Raw genomic sequence first — 14,445 nt, forward strand, 5'->3', positions numbered from 1 at the left:
GGGCTTGCCCCCTCAACGGTACGTTGGTTTGCATGAAGACGAATTTGCTTAGGACCGAAGCTCAGGCCCGCGCTGCTCTGATCAGCGACATTCACTACGACGTGGCTATCGACATCACGGGCGCGGACACATTCACCACCCGCACCACGATCACATTCACCTCCGGCGAGGGCGAAACCTTCTTCGACCTTCTTGCGGACAGCTTTGAGGCGACGCTCGACGGCACGCTTATCGACGATCGCACGCTGCAGCTTTCTACCGGACAGCACGAACTGACCGTGACGTCCACGCACTCCTACTCCCACACCGGCGAAGGCCTGCACAAGTTCACCGATCCGGCCGACGGCAAGGAGTACCTCTACACCCAGTTCGAGCCGGCGTACGCGCAGCTGGTGTTCGCCTGCTTCGACCAGCCGGACCTGAAGGCCACCTACGATATTTCGGTCACTGCGCCGAGCAAGTACGTGGTGGTGCTCAACGAGGAGACCACCCACACCGAGAACAGCGACGGCACCGCTACGACGTCGACGAACATCTCCTACCCGCTGTCGACCTACCTCGTCGCGGTGTGTGCTGGCGAGTACGAGTCTGTCCACGACACCTACTCCGACGAGCAGAAGACGATCCCGCTGGGCCTGTACGCCCGCGCGTCGCTCATGGAGCACCTCGACGCCGACCGCCTGTTCCGCGAAACAAAGGAGGGCTTTGAGTACTTCCACGAGAACTTCGGCCGGCCCTACCCGTTTGGCAAGTACGACCAGATTTTCTGCCCCGAGTACAACATGGGCGCGATGGAGAACGTCGGTGCCGTGACGCTGCGCGACGAGTACGTGTTCACCTCCGAACCCACCCCTTACCGCATTGAGCGCCGCAACGACACCATCCTCCACGAGATGGCGCACATGTGGTTCGGTGATTTGGTGACCATGAAGTGGTGGGATGACCTGTGGCTCAACGAGTCGTTCGCCACCTGGTCCGCTGCTATCGCCCAGGCTGAGGCGACGGAGTTCACCAATGCGTGGGTGACGTTCGCCAGCGTCGAAAAGGCGTGGGCCTACGCGGCCGACCAGCTCCCCTCGACGCACCCCGTTGGCACCGACGCCCCCGACATCGAGACCGCCGAGCAGAACTTCGACGGCATCACCTACGCCAAGGGCGCGTCCGTGCTCAAGCAGCTGCAGGCCTACGTCGGCCGCGACGAGTTCTTCGCCGGGGTGCGCAAGCACTTCGACAACCACGCGTTCGGCAACGCCGAGTTCACCGACCTGCTCGGCGCGCTTGAGGAGACCTCCGGCCGCGACCTGTCCGACTGGTCCCAGCAGTGGCTGCGCACCACCGGCGTTTCGCGCCTCTACCCCGAGATCACCGCGGACAGCTTCACGGTGGTTCAGGAGTCCGAGGTGCAGCGCACGCACCGCGTGGGCGTCGGCCTTTATTCGCTTATCGACGGTGCGGTCCGCAGGACCCACCACACCGAGATCGACATCACCGGCGAGCGCACCGAAGTCCCCGAGTTCGCCGGCGTGGCCCACGACCTCGCGCTGGTCAACGACGAGGACCTCACCTACTGCCTAATGGGCCTGACCGAGGAGCACATGGACTTCGTCCTAGAGCACCTCGGACGGATTGAAGACCCGATGGCCCGCACGCTGTGCTGGTCTGCCGTGTGGGAGGCAGTCCGCGACGGGCGGTTGCCGGCACGCGAGTTCGTGAAGCTCGTCGCCCGCTTCGGCGCGAACGAGGACCAGCCGGCGGTGCAGGAACGCATCGTCGCACAGGCCACCACGGCCGTGAAGAACTACGTCGATCCGGACTGGCAGGCGCAGGGGTTCGACCTGCTCAACCACGCCTTTCGCGGTGCCCAGCCAGCGGCGATTTACGACCGTGCGTTGTCTCGGCTGCGCCTCGACAACGATTCGATTCGATACTTCCGCGAGCTCCTCGAGAACGAGACCAACCAGGAAGTGCGCTGGCTGGTTCTCACGGCTCTCATTGCCGCAGGCGAGCTCGACCTCGACGCTGCCGAGCAGGAGAAGGATCCGTCCTCGGAGGGTGAGGTGTCGAGGTTGCGGGCGCGGGCGGTCGTCGATAAGCGGTGGGCGTGGGACGAAATCGTCGCTGGCGAACGCTCGAACCTGGCGCTGCGCTTCCTCATGGATGGCCTGACGTTCAACAACCGCGGGCTTGAGGGCTTGACCGATGAGTACTTCCGTGTCGCGCCTGAGCTGTGGGAGCGGCTGTCGAACGAGATGGCGCAGCGCACGCTCGAGGGCATCTACCCGTTGTGGGATGTGTCGGAGGAAGCTCTGGCGAAGGCCGACGAGTTCCTCACCGGCGGCATCCCGGCAGGTCTGCGCCGCATCATCTCTGAGGGGCAGGACCGGGTAACGCGCTCGCTGCGGAACCGGATCGTGGACGCTGCGGCAGCGGAGAGTGCAACGGGTGACGGCGCGTAGGGGCTCTCCCCCTACCCCTCGGGCCCCGTCCAGATATAGTTTGCACCGTTCCCGCTGCAACGAAATCTGACCTGGGGTTTTGATGCCCCTGGCGGACGCGGGTGTCAACTATATCTTGGGGGCCACCCGCGGAGGGTCGGATCTGCGCTAGATCTGCGCGATGGCCTGCTCGAGGTCGGCGATGAGGTCCTCGGTGTCCTCAATGCCGACGGAGATGCGCACCAGCTCCGGCGGGACCTCAAGCGCTGAGCCCGCGACGGAGACGTGGGTCATGGTGGCGGGGTGTTCGACGAGGGACTCGACGCCGCCGAGGGATTCGGCCAGGCAGAACAGCTTCGTCGAGCGGCAGAACGTCATGGCCTGCTCAGCGGTCTGGAACGCCACTGAGACCATGCCGCCGAAGCGGCGCATTTGCTTGACGGCGATGTCGTGCCCCGGGTGGTCTTCCAGGCCCGGGTAGTAGACGCGGGCGACCTTGTCCTGCTTGGACAAGTAGTCAGCGACAGCCTCTGCGTTGTCGCAGTGCTTGTCCATCCGTACTGCCAGGGTCTTCGCGCCGCGGGCGGTGAGGTAGGTGTCAAACGGCGAGGGTATCGCACCGATCCAGCCGAAGAAGAAGCGCAACTGCTCCTCCAGGTTGTTCAGCGCGTCGAAGCTACCTGCGGTGATCGCGGAAACGCCCTCGTGCCCTTCCACGGCGTTGCGGCCGACAACGACACCGCCGACCACGTCAGAGTGGCCGCCGATGTACTTCGTGGTCGAGTGCAGCACCACGTCCGCGCCGAGATCGAGCGGCTGTTGCAGGTACGGGGATGCAAAGGTGTTGTCGACGACGAGCGTGGCGTCACCCTTGACTGCCGAAAGCCCCTCGATATCAGCAATAGACAGCAGCGGGTTCGTCGGCGACTCAACCCACACCACCTTGGTGTTCGGCTGGATCGCAGCGGCGACCTCGTCGACGTTGGTGATGTCCACCGGGGTGTTCTCCACGCCCCACTGGGTGAAGATCTGCTGGATCAAGCGGTAGGTGCCGCCGTAGGCATCGTTACCGATGACGATGTGGTCGCCAGGCTTGAGCAGGATGCGCAGCAGCGCATCGACAGCGGCCATACCGGAACCGAAAGCCACGCCGTAGTCAGCTTTCTCCAGCGCCGCGACGGTCTTCTCCAGCGCGTCGATGGTCGGGTTGCCCACGCGGGTGTACTCGAAACCGTTGCGGGTCACTGCCAGATCGTCCTGCGCGAAGGTCGTGGACGCGTAGATCGGCGTGTTGATCGACCCGTACAGGGAGTCGGGCTCGTAACCGGCGTGGATGGAGTCGGTGGAGAAGCCGGGCATCGGCGGGGTCCTTTCGTCGATAAGCGGGGCGTCGATAAGCGTGCTCTGCCCCAGAGTAGACCAAGCGGTTCATTTGCTCTGATTCGCCCCCTGGTTAACATTCAATGCATGGATTCGCTTTATAGCGCACTCGGCGGCGAGGACTTCTTCCGTCGCCTCGTCAGCGGCTTCTATGCGCAGGTCAAGACCGATGACCTCATCGGCCCGATGTACCCGGACGATGACTGGGACGGTGCTGAGGACCGTCTTCGCTGGTTCCTCGCACAGTATTGGGGTGGGCCGCCGACGTTCAACGAGCAGCGCGGTGCTCCGATGCTGCGGCGGCGCCACTTCCCCTTCCGCATCGGCATGGCGGAGGCTGAGCGCTGGCTCGAGCTGATGAGCAACTCCCTCGACCAGTTCAGCGAGGATGAACTCAACCCTGCCCAGCGCGAGGCGTTGTGGAACCACATGCAGCGTGTGGCGTACATGATGATCAATCAGCCTGGTGAACATCCCGGTATGCGATAAATATTCAAAACGGCCAATGGGTTAGTTTTGCCCAACTACGATTACCCGTATGCCGTCTACGGTGACTCGCCCGTCCCAGACGCTGTTGAGCATCGTGCCGTCGCTGATCAGCGCTGGCCGCGCCGTCGCCCTCTGCGCCGCCGTCGACATCGCGGCGTTCGACTACAACGCGTCCCAAATGACGTCGCGGGCGCGGGGGTTGCCGATTCGTGTGGCGTCGAAAAGCTTGCGCAGTGTCGCTGCTTTACGACGCGCACTCTCCCACGACGGGTACCGCGGCATCCTCGCCTACAGCGTGCCGGAGGCGATCAACCTGGCACGCGAGGGTTTCGACGACATCGTGGTGGCCTACCCGTCGGTGAACAAAGTCGCGCTAGCTGAGCTAGCTGCAGATGCGTCGCTGCGCGGGACGATCACCGTCATGGTCGATTGCGTAGCGCACCTCGACCTCATCCGTGCTGCCCCCTTCCTCAACGGTGTCGCCGCCGACGCCATGGCCGCCAACCGCTACCGTTCCCGCGCCCACGAGGTCTTCGCCACCCCACGTCGCGTGAAGTTCCACGAGATGGAGGTCGCCGTGCCGCTCGAAGCCGGCCCGGAGACAGTGCGCGAGATCCGCCGCGAACTGGACAAACGCGGCTGGATCATTCCCTTCCCGCTCGAACTGCGCTCCACAGCCGCCGACGACGTGGCCCTGTCCACCTCCACCGGGCGTGAATCGATGTACATCGCTTTCCACGTGCCCAAGGCGATGAACCCGCACGACTACTTCCCCCACCTCGAGCCGATCCTCAAGGCCGCCGACGGCCGGCCGCACTGGGGCAAGATGCACACCATGGGCCGGGAAGACTTCGCCAAGACCTACCCGCGTTTCGACGAGTTTTGCTCCCTCCGCGAGCAGATGGATCCGGACCGCACCTTCGGCTCGGAGCACCTCACCCGCTTGTTCGGGTAGTCGGCCCCAGCCAGTCTCGAGCTGGGTTCATATCGGACGGAGGACTGGTTCGCCTGCCATAGGTACGCCCACCGCAGTTCGCCTTTGACGGTTCGCCTTTGACGGTTCGACGACGGGGAAAACTGCAGGTCGCGTCTAGAACCGCAGCATGAAAGTCGAACGACGAAAGGCGAACGGAGCTAGAACAGCAAGTTGAGCCCAGCCGAGTGGTACACGCTACCGAAGGGCGCATCCATTCGGATCCAGCGGCCAGCCGTAGAGATGCGCAAGTGCCGGGGAATCTCCGGCGGCGCCGAGGGACCAGGTATCAGGCCGAGGGATGTGCAGGTGAAGATCATGCGCATCGGGATCTCTACTGCGTCCGTCGGCGTCGAACTCTCGGCCGGTGTGGTGGGGGACTGCACCGTCAGAACGATCTGCTCCAGCAAGGACCGCGGCGGGCCCAGGGGACCGGAGAACTGGCGGGCTAGCCTGCGCCCCTGATCGGCGAGGTCGCGGACCACGGCGACGGGCACGATCTCCCGTTCGACGAAACCGGTCTTCGGCGGCAGAGCGCCGATCCAGTCGTGGTCGCGGGCGGGGCCGAGCTCGGATCGCCCCTCGGCAAGGGCTGCGTCCAAGTCGCGGGCCGACACGACCGCTCCGTCGCGCGAGACCGACCCGGTCACCCGGCGCGAAGCCACGCAATCGAACGGGGTGGTCACGAACACATCGATCGGGGTGCTGCTGCCGGGGGCGGATGGGGCGTCGCTAAGCACGGCGAAACGCGCGGACGCCTGCGCATCAAGATGAAGCGCGCGGGAGGTCAGGACTTTCAGCCCCGCCGCTCCCGCGCTGACATGTAGTGCTTCCAGGGCGCTACTCCCCAGCCTTGGCGGTGAGGATGCCGCGCTCCTGCTGGGTGATCTCGCGCGGAGACGCTGTAGACAGGTCAACGGCGACGAGCACGCAGGTCACAATGCCGCACACCCGGCCCTGACGGTCCTTGATTTCCTGGACCGTCTTGAAGGAGGTGTTGCCGATCTCGACGACAGTAGAGACGACCTCCACCTCGAGAGAGTCCGGCATGACGGGACGCAGGAAGTCGACCTCAGCGCGGCGGACGAAGACACCGAACTCCTGGCCGTTGTTCTCGAACTGCTCCTTGGTGAACCTGATGCGGGCCTCTTGAGCGATATCAAGGTAAGCGCAGTTGTTCAGGTGGCCGTAGCGGTCGAAGTCGTTCCAGCGCAGCGCGATGATGTGCGTGTTCGCCGGGTTGTTGTCTGCCATGTGGTTCCTTTCGAAGAGCAGCTCGAAAAAACAGCGTTAGCGGGTGAGCTTGCGGTGGGTGACACGCGACGGTTTCGCCGCTTCCTCACCGAGGCGGTCTACCTTGTTGGCCTCGTAGTCGCCGAAGTTTCCTTCGAACCAGAACCACTTGCCCTCCTCGATGTTACCTTCCCAGGCGAGGATGTGGGTGCAGGTGCGGTCGAGGAACCAGCGGTCGTGGGAGATCACCACAGCACAACCCGGGAAGTTCTGCAGGGCGTTTTCCAGGGAGCCGAGGGTTTCCACATCGAGGTCGTTTGTCGGCTCATCGAGCAGGATCAGGTTTCCGCCCTGCTTCAGCGTCAACGCCAGGTTGAGACGGTTACGCTCACCACCGGAGAGCACCTTCGACGGCTTCTGCTGGTCCGGGCCCTTGAAACCGAACGCGGACAAGTACGCGCGCGACGGCATCTCGTTCTGGCCGACGTGGATGTAGTCGAGGCCGTCGGAGACGACCTCCCACACGGTCTGCTCCGGGTCAATGTTGGCGCGGTTCTGGTCCACGTAGGACAGCTGCACGGTATCGCCGACCTCGACAGAACCAGCGTCCGGGTCCTCCAAGCCGACAATCGTCTTGAACAGGGTGGTCTTACCCACACCGTTCGGGCCGATGACACCGACGATGCCGTTACGCGGCAAGGTGAACGACAGGTCCTTGATCAGGGTGCGGCCATCGAAACCCTTGTCCAGGTTCTTGACCTCCACGACCTTGTTGCCCAGACGCGGCGGCGTAGGGATCTGGATCTCTTCAAAGTCGAGCTTCTTGTACTGCTCCGCCTCGGCCGCCATCTCCTCGTAACGCTCCAGACGAGCCTTGTTCTTCGCCTGGCGTGCCTTCGGGGAAGAACGGACCCACTCCAGCTCGCCCTTGAGGCGCTTCTGCAGCTTCTGGTCCTTCTTGCCGGCAATCTCCAGACGCTCGGCCTTCTTCTCCAGGTAGGTGGAGTAGTTACCCTCGTAGGGGTAGAGCTTGCCGCGGTCGACCTCACAGATCCACTCCGCGACGTGGTCGAGGAAGTAGCGGTCGTGAGTAACGGCCAAAACAGCACCCGGGTAGTCCTGCAGGTGCTTCTCCAGCCAGAGGACGGACTCGGCGTCGAGGTGGTTCGTAGGCTCGTCGAGCAGCAGCAGGTCCGGCTGACGCAGCAGCAGCTTGGCCAATGCGACGCGACGGCGCTCACCACCGGAGAGGTTGGTCACCGGGGAATCTGACGGCGGGCAGCGCAGCGCCTCCATGGCCTGCTCGATCTTGGAGTCGACCTCCCACGCGTCAGCGGCGTCGAGCTCCTCCTGGAGCTTGCCCATTTCCTCCATGAGCTCGTCGGAGTAGTTGGTGGCCATCTCGGTGGCGATCTCCTCGAAGCGCTGCTTCTTCTCAAAGATGTCGCCCAGGCCCTCTTCGACGTTCTCGCGGACCGTCTTGTCCTCGTTCAGCGGCGGCTCCTGCAGCAGGATGCCCACGGAGGCACCCGGGTCGAGGAAGGCCTCACCGTTGTTCGGCTGGTCAATGCCGGCCATGATCTTCAACAGCGAGGACTTACCCGCTCCGTTCGGGCCCACGACACCGATCTTGGCGCCGGGGTAGAAAGCCATGGTGACATTGTCCAGGATGACCTTGTCACCGACGGCCCTGCGAACGTTCTTCATCGTGTAGATGAACTCAGCCACTAGGGGCCCCCTTTACATGCGTGTTGGCGGCTATTTGCGTAAACCACCACAAAGGGTACATCACGCACTCACCGCCTGATCCGCAAGCAGAGAAACCGTTCCTGTGCGCTCTACGCCGCCCCCACCGTTTCCTCTTCCGGGGCGTGCTCCCCCATGTCAGACGGGCCGTGGTTCATCAGGGACTCGAGTGCTTCGTCGTCATAGCTCGGTGGCTCTGGCTGGGCCGTCGGCTGGCTGGTGGGCTGGTTAGTGGGTGTCTCGCCGATCTCCTCAGCAATGTCTTCGCGCGTGCGCAGATTGACCGACGGGATGTCACCCGCGGTGTGCTCCTTGGCGGTCGTGCATTTCGACGACGCCTGGTACCTATTCAGCTCCAGCGCCACCTGAGCCGCCTTGATCAGCTGCTTGGAACGCTTCGTGCCGTCCTCTTCCACCCAGCTTTCAGTGACCAGACGGCCGACAACGATGGCAGGTAGGCCCTTCCGCAGCGACGCTTCGACGTTCACGGCCAGTTGGCCCCAGCATTCGACGTCGATGAACAGGCTGTCAGCGTCCGCCCACACGGGCCGGCCGTCAGCGGTGGTGCTGTCTGTGCGCACGCGGCGACTCGATGCGAGACGGAACTTGGTCAGGGTCGAGCCGGTTTTGAAGATCTTGCAGACGGGATCGTCGGTGAGGTTTCCAGAAAGCGTGATGGGTGATTGCATGGTCGGAGTTTCCTTTCGCGGTTTGCTGGTGGGTGGGGTGCCCTTCCAGGGTCGACCACGCAATCAACCTGCGCAAAGAGGCCCAAAAAAGGCTGTGGATAACGGTGAGTTATCCACAGGAGGGTGGGGGCGGGAGGCGTCGATAAGCGTGCTACTTCTCGCTGCGACGGCCGGTCTGCGAGTACTGCGCGAGCATCTCGTTATAGGCGCGCCACTCCGCATCGTCCGTCTCGTCCTCGCTGCGGTCTGTAGCCCTCGCATCAGCACGATCTTCCCGCAGCCACCCCAGAAGAAGGATGATGAAGACCACGGCCATCGGGAAGCTTCCCGACGCCCAACCAATGCCCCCGCCGACCTTCTGATCGCGGAGCAGATCCGGGTTCCATGGGAGCCCAAGATTTTCGTAGAAGCTTTCCGCCAGAACAATATTGAGCTGCATCAGGTACACGCCCATGAAAAGGTGCAGCGGCATGGAGACAACAAACCAACCGAAGCGGGCCACGGTCGGGCGTCGTCCCGGGATGTGGTCGGGGCCAATGAGATCCCAGAAGTAGAAGTACCCGGAGACTAAGAAAACCGCGTTCATGATCACGTGCCCGGCGTGCTCCGACACAGCAACCTCGTACAGCGACGGGAAGACGTAAAGCATGTAGAAGATGACCAGGAACTGGATCGTCGACACCGGCGGGTAGGTGATCACGCGCAGGAACGTCGACTCCTCGAAGGCCTCCACCCACGCGCGGATGTTGAACTCCCCTGCCGGGTAGGCCTGTTTGATCAGCGTCAGCGGCGCACCCATCACCAGTAGGACTGGAGCGCCCATGGACAGGATCATGTGCACGATCATGTGGATGGAGAAGCTCGATGGCATGTACATGCCCAGGCCAGAGGACATGGTCACAACAATGGTCGCGCATCCGGCGATCCACCAGGCGGTGCGCCCGCGGTCCCAGCCTTCAACCCGACGGGTGAGATGCAGGTAGTAGATGGCCAGCAAGATGGCGATGACGCTGAAGAGCACCTCGAAGCGCCACATGGTGAAGATGTTTGCCACTGTCGGTTCGACCTCAAGGTTGTAGCCCATCTGGACCTGCATGTTGGTGATCGCCGGGTCGAGCGGCGCAGGCGGCGGAGTGCGCCCCATGGACACAGCCACACCCGTCACCGCAGCCATGACCAGCGCCTCCACGACCGCAATGCGGGTGAACAGCGGCGGTTTCCGGTCCAGCTGCGGGATTGTGATCTGCCGGTGCGCGAAGCCGAGCAATCCCAGCACGACCAAACCGATTGTTTTGAACAAAACGGTCCAGCCGTAGGCGGTGGAGAGAAGATCGTCGAAACGCACGCGGATGAGCGCGTTAATCACGCCAGAGATGGTCATGGCGAAGAACGCGAACAGGGCGATGAGCGAGTAGCGGTGCACCGCCTGCTGCATGTGCGGGCCGAGCCTGCGCCCGTGCGCGATGAGTGCGAGCAGCCCGCCAACCCAGATCATCATGAACACCAGGTGCCACAGGTACGAGTTGGTGCCGTAGTCGTGGTTGCCTCCGGTCGCGGAGTGGCCGGACATGCCCAGCGGCATTACGGCGGCGATCGCGCCAAGAAACAGCGGCGTTTGCGCCATCCATGACCCCGCTGCGAAACCGACACCGGCGACGATCGCTGCAATGGCTGCCACGAGCAGCCAAATCTTCGCGTCCGCCACGCGGTCGAGCGCGGTGCCCCACATCTCGGCGGAGAAGAGAATCTGGGATAACGGTGTGCCGGAGACGTCGGAAAGCACGAGCGGAACCATGAGCACACCGATTACGGCCAGCCCGGCGCTCGCCCATGCCCCCGTGCGCGCGGCCAAGTGCCCGTCGACGGTGAGACGCGCGGTGTTCAGGGGCCCGTCCGGCGGGATCAGGTAGGCGGAAAATAGGAAGGAGCCCGTGGCCAAAGCAGCAAGGAGCCATGCAATTGCGCGTATCGACGGCAACCCCACCGTGGTCACCACCCCCGGGTCCGGAATACCCAACGACGCCAACGAGCCGCCCAGGAACGCCTGCGCAAGGGCCCCAGCGACCACCGCGGCGACTGCGAACGCAGCCAGATAGATCGGCCAGGCCGCACGCACATGCCCACGCGACCGCTCGCGGGCCACCGAGTCCTGCTTGCGTTCCGCCTGCTCCACCGCCTGGTCTGCTGACATGGCCTTTACCCTACTTTCGGTGCAGTGGGATACGATAATTCCCGCCCCAGTGGGGCACTGCCTCCGTAGCTCAGTGGATTAGAGCATCCGGTTTCTACCCGGCTGGTCGCGGGTTCGAATCCTGCCGGGGGCGCTTTCCCATACCCCTTTCACCTGCGATTACGGCCCCGCGCAGCGCAAAATCGCTAGACTGGTCGCATAACCGAAATCACCTAGCACGATTGAGGAGCGACCATGAGCAAGGACAGCATCCCAAGCTTTGACCAGGCGCAAGACGCCGACGATGCAGCCAAGGCGGCCGTCAACCCGACGCCGACCCGCGACGACAGCATCAACAACCTGGGTGACCCGGACGCAGACGGCAACTTCCAGGACCGCACCGAGAAGGAAAGCGAGAAGGCGAACTAATGGCCGACAACACGCAGGCAAATAACGCACAGCCGGGCGACGGTCCCGACAAGCTTCTCGACGCTGCAACGCGCCGCATCGGCAACGAGCCCGACACTGACCCTATCTCCGACCTTGAGCGTCTGGAGTCCCGTGACCTGGACAACCTGGACAAAGAGGACTTCGGCGACGGCAACGAGGGCAACGACGACTCCAGCTACGCCAACGACAACCCGGACGGCCCGTCCGAGGTCAACCGCGGCGACGAGTAACCCGCAAACGCACTCAGCGCCGACCCCGACACAGGGGCGGCGCTTTTTCATCCTTGACGCCATATCGAATTGCGATATTATCGATTATCGAGAGTGTCGAATAACGATAAGGAGTTGAGTTATGAACATGCCTATGGACACGAACCAAACCGCTAAGCCTCCGACAGAGAAACAAACGAAAGATTTCAACTCGAGCACAATCGGAGTCACCGCCCTAGTCGCCCTCTGGATCAGCTTCGAAATCTTCGAGATGATCCACAACGGTATCGTGATCACCCGCCTATCCCCTGCCGTCGAGGGTGGCATCGTTTTTGCCGATATCCCCAGCGGCGCCCAGTGGCTTTACGGCATTGGTCTGGCCACGAAGTACATCGGCCTCCTCGGCACCGGGATGACACTGAGCATGATCGGCTGGAACATGTCCAAAGGGCGGATCTTCACGCAACGCAACGTCACTCTCCTTAACTTCGGCACTGGCGCGATGTTCGCTTATTTCATCGGTCGCATCGGATTCGAGGGTCTGGGTAACAATTTCGTTGCCTCGGATCTGGGCCTGGAGCAATGGTGGGACACCGGTGTCAGCACCCCGTACTCCGAGTTCACACCAGCACTGATCCTCCTGTTCACCCTCGGCCTCGCTTCCATGCTTCTGCGCCGCGGCGCCCGGTTGAAGGAGGACGTGGACGGCCTTGTCTAATCCGATCAATCCAGCGGAGTCCCAGGTCGTCTGCCACCTGGACCGGCTCATGGCGGAGCGCGGCATCACCGGTGCCGCGCTCGCGGAGCAGGTCGGCATCACGCCGGTGAACCTGTCCGTGCTCAAGAACAACCGCGCAAAGGCAGTCCGGTTCTCCACGCTCGCCGCGATCTGTAAAGCCTTGGACTGCCAACCGGGAGACATCTTCTCCGTGCAGTAGCCTGCAGTAACCTGCAGTAGGCTCGCACGCATGAGCTTTCCCCAACCCTCCATCAATTCCTACGCGCTGATCACCGGCGCCAGCCAGGGCATCGGCGAGGCTATGGCCCGCGACTTCGCCAAGGCGGGCTACAACCTCATTATCGTGGCCCGGCGCGACGACGTCCTGCAGAAAATTGCCGCCGAGCTCGAGGACGCCCACGGCGTCGAGGTCATCGTCGCCGCGAAGGATCTTTCCGTGGCCGAGCAGGTCGACGAACTCATTGCGCTTATCGACGAAAAAGCCATCTCCATCTGCGTCAACTCCGCCGGTATCGCCTCCTTCGGGCCGTTCATGAACCAAGACTGGGATTACGAGACAAACCAGTACAACTTGAACGCCACGGCGGTCTTCCGCATCACCAAGGCAGTGTTGGACCAGATGGTTCCGCGCGGCGAGGGCGCGGTATGCAATGTCGGCTCCGCCGCCGGCAACGCCCCGATCCCGAACAACGCAACCTACGTGTTCACCAAGGCCGGCGTGAACACGTTCACCGAATCGCTGCACTACGAGCTGAAGAAGACCGGCGTGCACTGCACCCTGCTCGCCCCCGGCCCGGTGCGCGACGCCGTCGTTCCGGAGGAAGAACAGTCCATCGTGGACAAGGTCGTCCCAGACTTTCTGTGGACCAGCTACGAGTCCTGCTCCGAGGAAACCATCGCTGCGATGATGAAGAACCAGCGCCGCGTCACCCCCGGGCCGCTGTCGAAGGCGATGGACTTCCTATCCTCCTACGCCCCGCGGGCCGTGATCGCGCCGGTGACCGGCTGGTTCTACGCCAAGATGGGCTAACCGCCCCCACAACACGGGCGGGTACGTTGGAAGGCATGAGCGAAGAACCCTCCGCAGAACCCACTACCCTACCCGCCAAGGACGACCGCATCGTCTGGATCGACCTCGAGATGACGGGACTCGACCCACAGCGTCACGTCATTGTCGAGGTCGCAGCCCTCGTCACCGACGCGGAGCTGAACATCCTGGACGGTGGCATTGACCTTGTCGTCCACGCCACCGATGCCGAACTGGCCGAGATGGATGACTTTGTCACCGAGATGCACGGCAGCTCCGGCCTGACGGAACAGATCAAGGCTTCCACTGTGGCGTTGCGCGAGGCGGAGGAGGCGGTGCTGGAACTCGTCGATAAGCATTGCGGCGAGCACCGCCCACCGCTGGCTGGCAACTCGATCGCCACTGACCGCACCTTCATTCGCGCGCACATGCCGGAACTGGACGAGCGTCTGCACTACCGGATGATCGACGTCTCCACCATCAAGGAGCTCACCCGCCGCTGGTACCCGAAGGCGTACTACAACCAGCCCGAAAAGGGCATGGCGCACCGTGCTCTCGCCGACATTGTAGAGTCCATCCGCGAGCTCGACTACTACCGCCGTGCCGTGTTCACCCCCGCTCCCGGCCCCGACTCTGACGCGGCGGCGGTATGCGCGACCGAATCGACCGAGACCTACCAGCCGTTTTTGTAAAACCGGCGCAGTGAACTAATGTGATGTAGCGCTGCCCACGCACGCGACGGGCAGCGATGGTGGCTGTAGTTCAGCTGGTAGAGCACCAGGTTGTGATCCTGGGTGTCGCGGGTTCGAGTCCCGTCAGCCACCCCAATGTCATCAGTCGCGACATTGTTGACAGATGAGTCGCGACATGGTGGACAAACCGGCGTCTTGGTGTTTATTTTTTCC

15 protein-coding genes and 2 tRNA genes are annotated in these 14,445 nt (G+C 63.1%); 11 read left to right on the top strand and 6 right to left on the bottom strand.

The features are described 5' to 3' along the window. Positions 1-32: 32 nt before the first annotated feature. On the top strand, positions 33-2,456 hold the full coding sequence (pepN, locus tag KBX18_RS08775; protein WP_255995685.1) for an aminopeptidase N: 2,424 nt from the start codon (positions 33-35) through the stop codon (positions 2,454-2,456). Positions 2,457-2,603: 147 nt separating this feature from the next. Here the strand turns inward: pepN and KBX18_RS08780 are convergent, their stop codons facing one another. Next, a complete protein-coding gene (locus tag KBX18_RS08780; RefSeq protein WP_005289022.1) occupies positions 2,604-3,794 on the bottom strand; it encodes a cystathionine gamma-synthase in 1,191 nt (396 codons plus the stop codon). Between the two features lie 108 nt (positions 3,795-3,902). Between KBX18_RS08780 and KBX18_RS08785 the strand changes: the two genes are divergently transcribed. Both KBX18_RS08785 and KBX18_RS08790 read left to right on the top strand, forming a co-directional pair. Next, the gene (locus tag KBX18_RS08785; protein ID WP_005289019.1) at positions 3,903-4,304 is read left to right on the top strand and encodes a globin; all 402 of its coding nucleotides are present in this window, start codon (positions 3,903-3,905) and stop codon (positions 4,302-4,304) included. 49 nt (positions 4,305-4,353) lie between these two features. Next, complete coding sequence (locus tag KBX18_RS08790; protein WP_005289016.1) at positions 4,354-5,259, top strand: D-arabinono-1,4-lactone oxidase; 906 nt, start codon at positions 4,354-4,356, stop codon at positions 5,257-5,259. A gap of 179 nt (positions 5,260-5,438) precedes the next feature. Here the strand turns inward: KBX18_RS08790 and KBX18_RS08795 are convergent, their stop codons facing one another. The 5 genes from KBX18_RS08795 to KBX18_RS08815 all read right to left on the bottom strand — a co-directional run bounded on the left by KBX18_RS08795 (position 5,439) and on the right by KBX18_RS08815 (position 11,136). Next, complete coding sequence (locus KBX18_RS08795; RefSeq protein ID WP_370687239.1) at positions 5,439-5,963, bottom strand: hypothetical protein; 525 nt, start codon at positions 5,961-5,963, stop codon at positions 5,439-5,441. 154 nt (positions 5,964-6,117) lie between these two features. Then, positions 6,118-6,531 carry a thioesterase family protein gene (locus tag KBX18_RS08800; RefSeq protein WP_005289010.1) on the bottom strand — a complete coding sequence of 138 codons (414 nt, stop codon included), beginning with the start codon at positions 6,529-6,531 and terminating at the stop codon, positions 6,118-6,120. A gap of 36 nt (positions 6,532-6,567) precedes the next feature. Continuing rightward, positions 6,568-8,238 carry an energy-dependent translational throttle protein EttA gene (gene ettA / locus KBX18_RS08805; protein ID WP_255995688.1) on the bottom strand — a complete coding sequence of 557 codons (1,671 nt, stop codon included), beginning with the start codon at positions 8,236-8,238 and terminating at the stop codon, positions 6,568-6,570. A gap of 110 nt (positions 8,239-8,348) precedes the next feature. Beyond that, positions 8,349-8,945 (bottom strand): single-stranded DNA-binding protein, encoded by a 597-nt coding sequence (locus KBX18_RS08810; protein ID WP_255995689.1) that lies wholly within the window; start codon positions 8,943-8,945, stop codon positions 8,349-8,351. A gap of 151 nt (positions 8,946-9,096) precedes the next feature. Continuing rightward, positions 9,097-11,136, bottom strand: a complete 2,040-nt coding sequence (locus KBX18_RS08815; RefSeq protein WP_255995690.1) for a cytochrome c oxidase assembly protein — start codon at positions 11,134-11,136, stop codon at positions 9,097-9,099. 59 nt (positions 11,137-11,195) lie between these two features. On the opposite strand from KBX18_RS08815, the gene KBX18_RS08820 reads away from it, so the two are divergent. From KBX18_RS08820 to KBX18_RS08855, 8 genes are all read left to right on the top strand, one after another. Then, positions 11,196-11,269 (top strand) — tRNA-Arg (locus KBX18_RS08820). A 101-nt stretch (positions 11,270-11,370) separates the two neighbouring features. Further along, entirely contained in the window at positions 11,371-11,544 is a 174-nt protein-coding gene (locus KBX18_RS08825) for a hypothetical protein (protein WP_005288996.1), read from the top strand. After that, entirely contained in the window at positions 11,544-11,795 is a 252-nt protein-coding gene (locus KBX18_RS08830) for a hypothetical protein (RefSeq protein ID WP_255995691.1), read from the top strand. Before KBX18_RS08825 ends, KBX18_RS08830 begins: the two co-directional genes overlap by 1 nt. Positions 11,796-11,916: 121 nt before the next feature. Further along, a complete protein-coding gene (locus KBX18_RS08835; RefSeq protein ID WP_255995692.1) occupies positions 11,917-12,492 on the top strand; it encodes a hypothetical protein in 576 nt (191 codons plus the stop codon). Beyond that, positions 12,485-12,712 carry a helix-turn-helix transcriptional regulator gene (locus KBX18_RS08840; RefSeq protein ID WP_255995693.1) on the top strand — a complete coding sequence of 76 codons (228 nt, stop codon included), beginning with the start codon at positions 12,485-12,487 and terminating at the stop codon, positions 12,710-12,712. The genes KBX18_RS08835 and KBX18_RS08840 overlap by 8 nt, the downstream gene beginning before the upstream one ends. Before the next feature lie 30 nt (positions 12,713-12,742). Beyond that, positions 12,743-13,543, top strand: a complete 801-nt coding sequence (gene cmrA, locus KBX18_RS08845; RefSeq protein ID WP_255995694.1) for a mycolate reductase — start codon at positions 12,743-12,745, stop codon at positions 13,541-13,543. A 35-nt stretch (positions 13,544-13,578) separates the two neighbouring features. Beyond that, a complete protein-coding gene (orn, locus tag KBX18_RS08850) occupies positions 13,579-14,232 on the top strand; it encodes an oligoribonuclease (RefSeq protein WP_255995695.1) in 654 nt (217 codons plus the stop codon). A 59-nt stretch (positions 14,233-14,291) separates the two neighbouring features. Next, positions 14,292-14,367: transfer RNA gene (locus tag KBX18_RS08855), tRNA-His, on the top strand. The last annotated feature ends 78 nt before the right edge of the window (positions 14,368-14,445 follow it).

This window comes from Corynebacterium sp. CCUG 69979 (genome assembly GCF_024454095.1).
In the GTDB taxonomy this organism is placed as follows: domain Bacteria; phylum Actinomycetota; class Actinomycetes; order Mycobacteriales; family Mycobacteriaceae; genus Corynebacterium; species Corynebacterium genitalium.

Coding starts and splice junctions, on each gene's coding strand:
- pepN (WP_255995685.1), top strand. CDS start 33: ATGAAGACGAATTTGCTTAGGACCGAAGCTCAGGCCCGCGCTGCTCTG.
- KBX18_RS08780 (WP_005289022.1), bottom strand. CDS start 3,794: ATGCCCGGCTTCTCCACCGACTCCATCCACGCCGGTTACGAGCCCGAC.
- KBX18_RS08785 (WP_005289019.1), top strand. CDS start 3,903: ATGGATTCGCTTTATAGCGCACTCGGCGGCGAGGACTTCTTCCGTCGC.
- KBX18_RS08790 (WP_005289016.1), top strand. CDS start 4,354: ATGCCGTCTACGGTGACTCGCCCGTCCCAGACGCTGTTGAGCATCGTG.
- KBX18_RS08800 (WP_005289010.1), bottom strand. CDS start 6,531: ATGGCAGACAACAACCCGGCGAACACGCACATCATCGCGCTGCGCTGG.
- KBX18_RS08810 (WP_255995689.1), bottom strand. CDS start 8,945: ATGCAATCACCCATCACGCTTTCTGGAAACCTCACCGACGATCCCGTC.
- KBX18_RS08815 (WP_255995690.1), bottom strand. CDS start 11,136: ATGTCAGCAGACCAGGCGGTGGAGCAGGCGGAACGCAAGCAGGACTCG.
- KBX18_RS08825 (WP_005288996.1), top strand. CDS start 11,371: ATGAGCAAGGACAGCATCCCAAGCTTTGACCAGGCGCAAGACGCCGAC.
- KBX18_RS08830 (WP_255995691.1), top strand. CDS start 11,544: ATGGCCGACAACACGCAGGCAAATAACGCACAGCCGGGCGACGGTCCC.
- KBX18_RS08835 (WP_255995692.1), top strand. CDS start 11,917: ATGAACATGCCTATGGACACGAACCAAACCGCTAAGCCTCCGACAGAG.
- cmrA (WP_255995694.1), top strand. CDS start 12,743: ATGAGCTTTCCCCAACCCTCCATCAATTCCTACGCGCTGATCACCGGC.
- orn (WP_255995695.1), top strand. CDS start 13,579: ATGAGCGAAGAACCCTCCGCAGAACCCACTACCCTACCCGCCAAGGAC.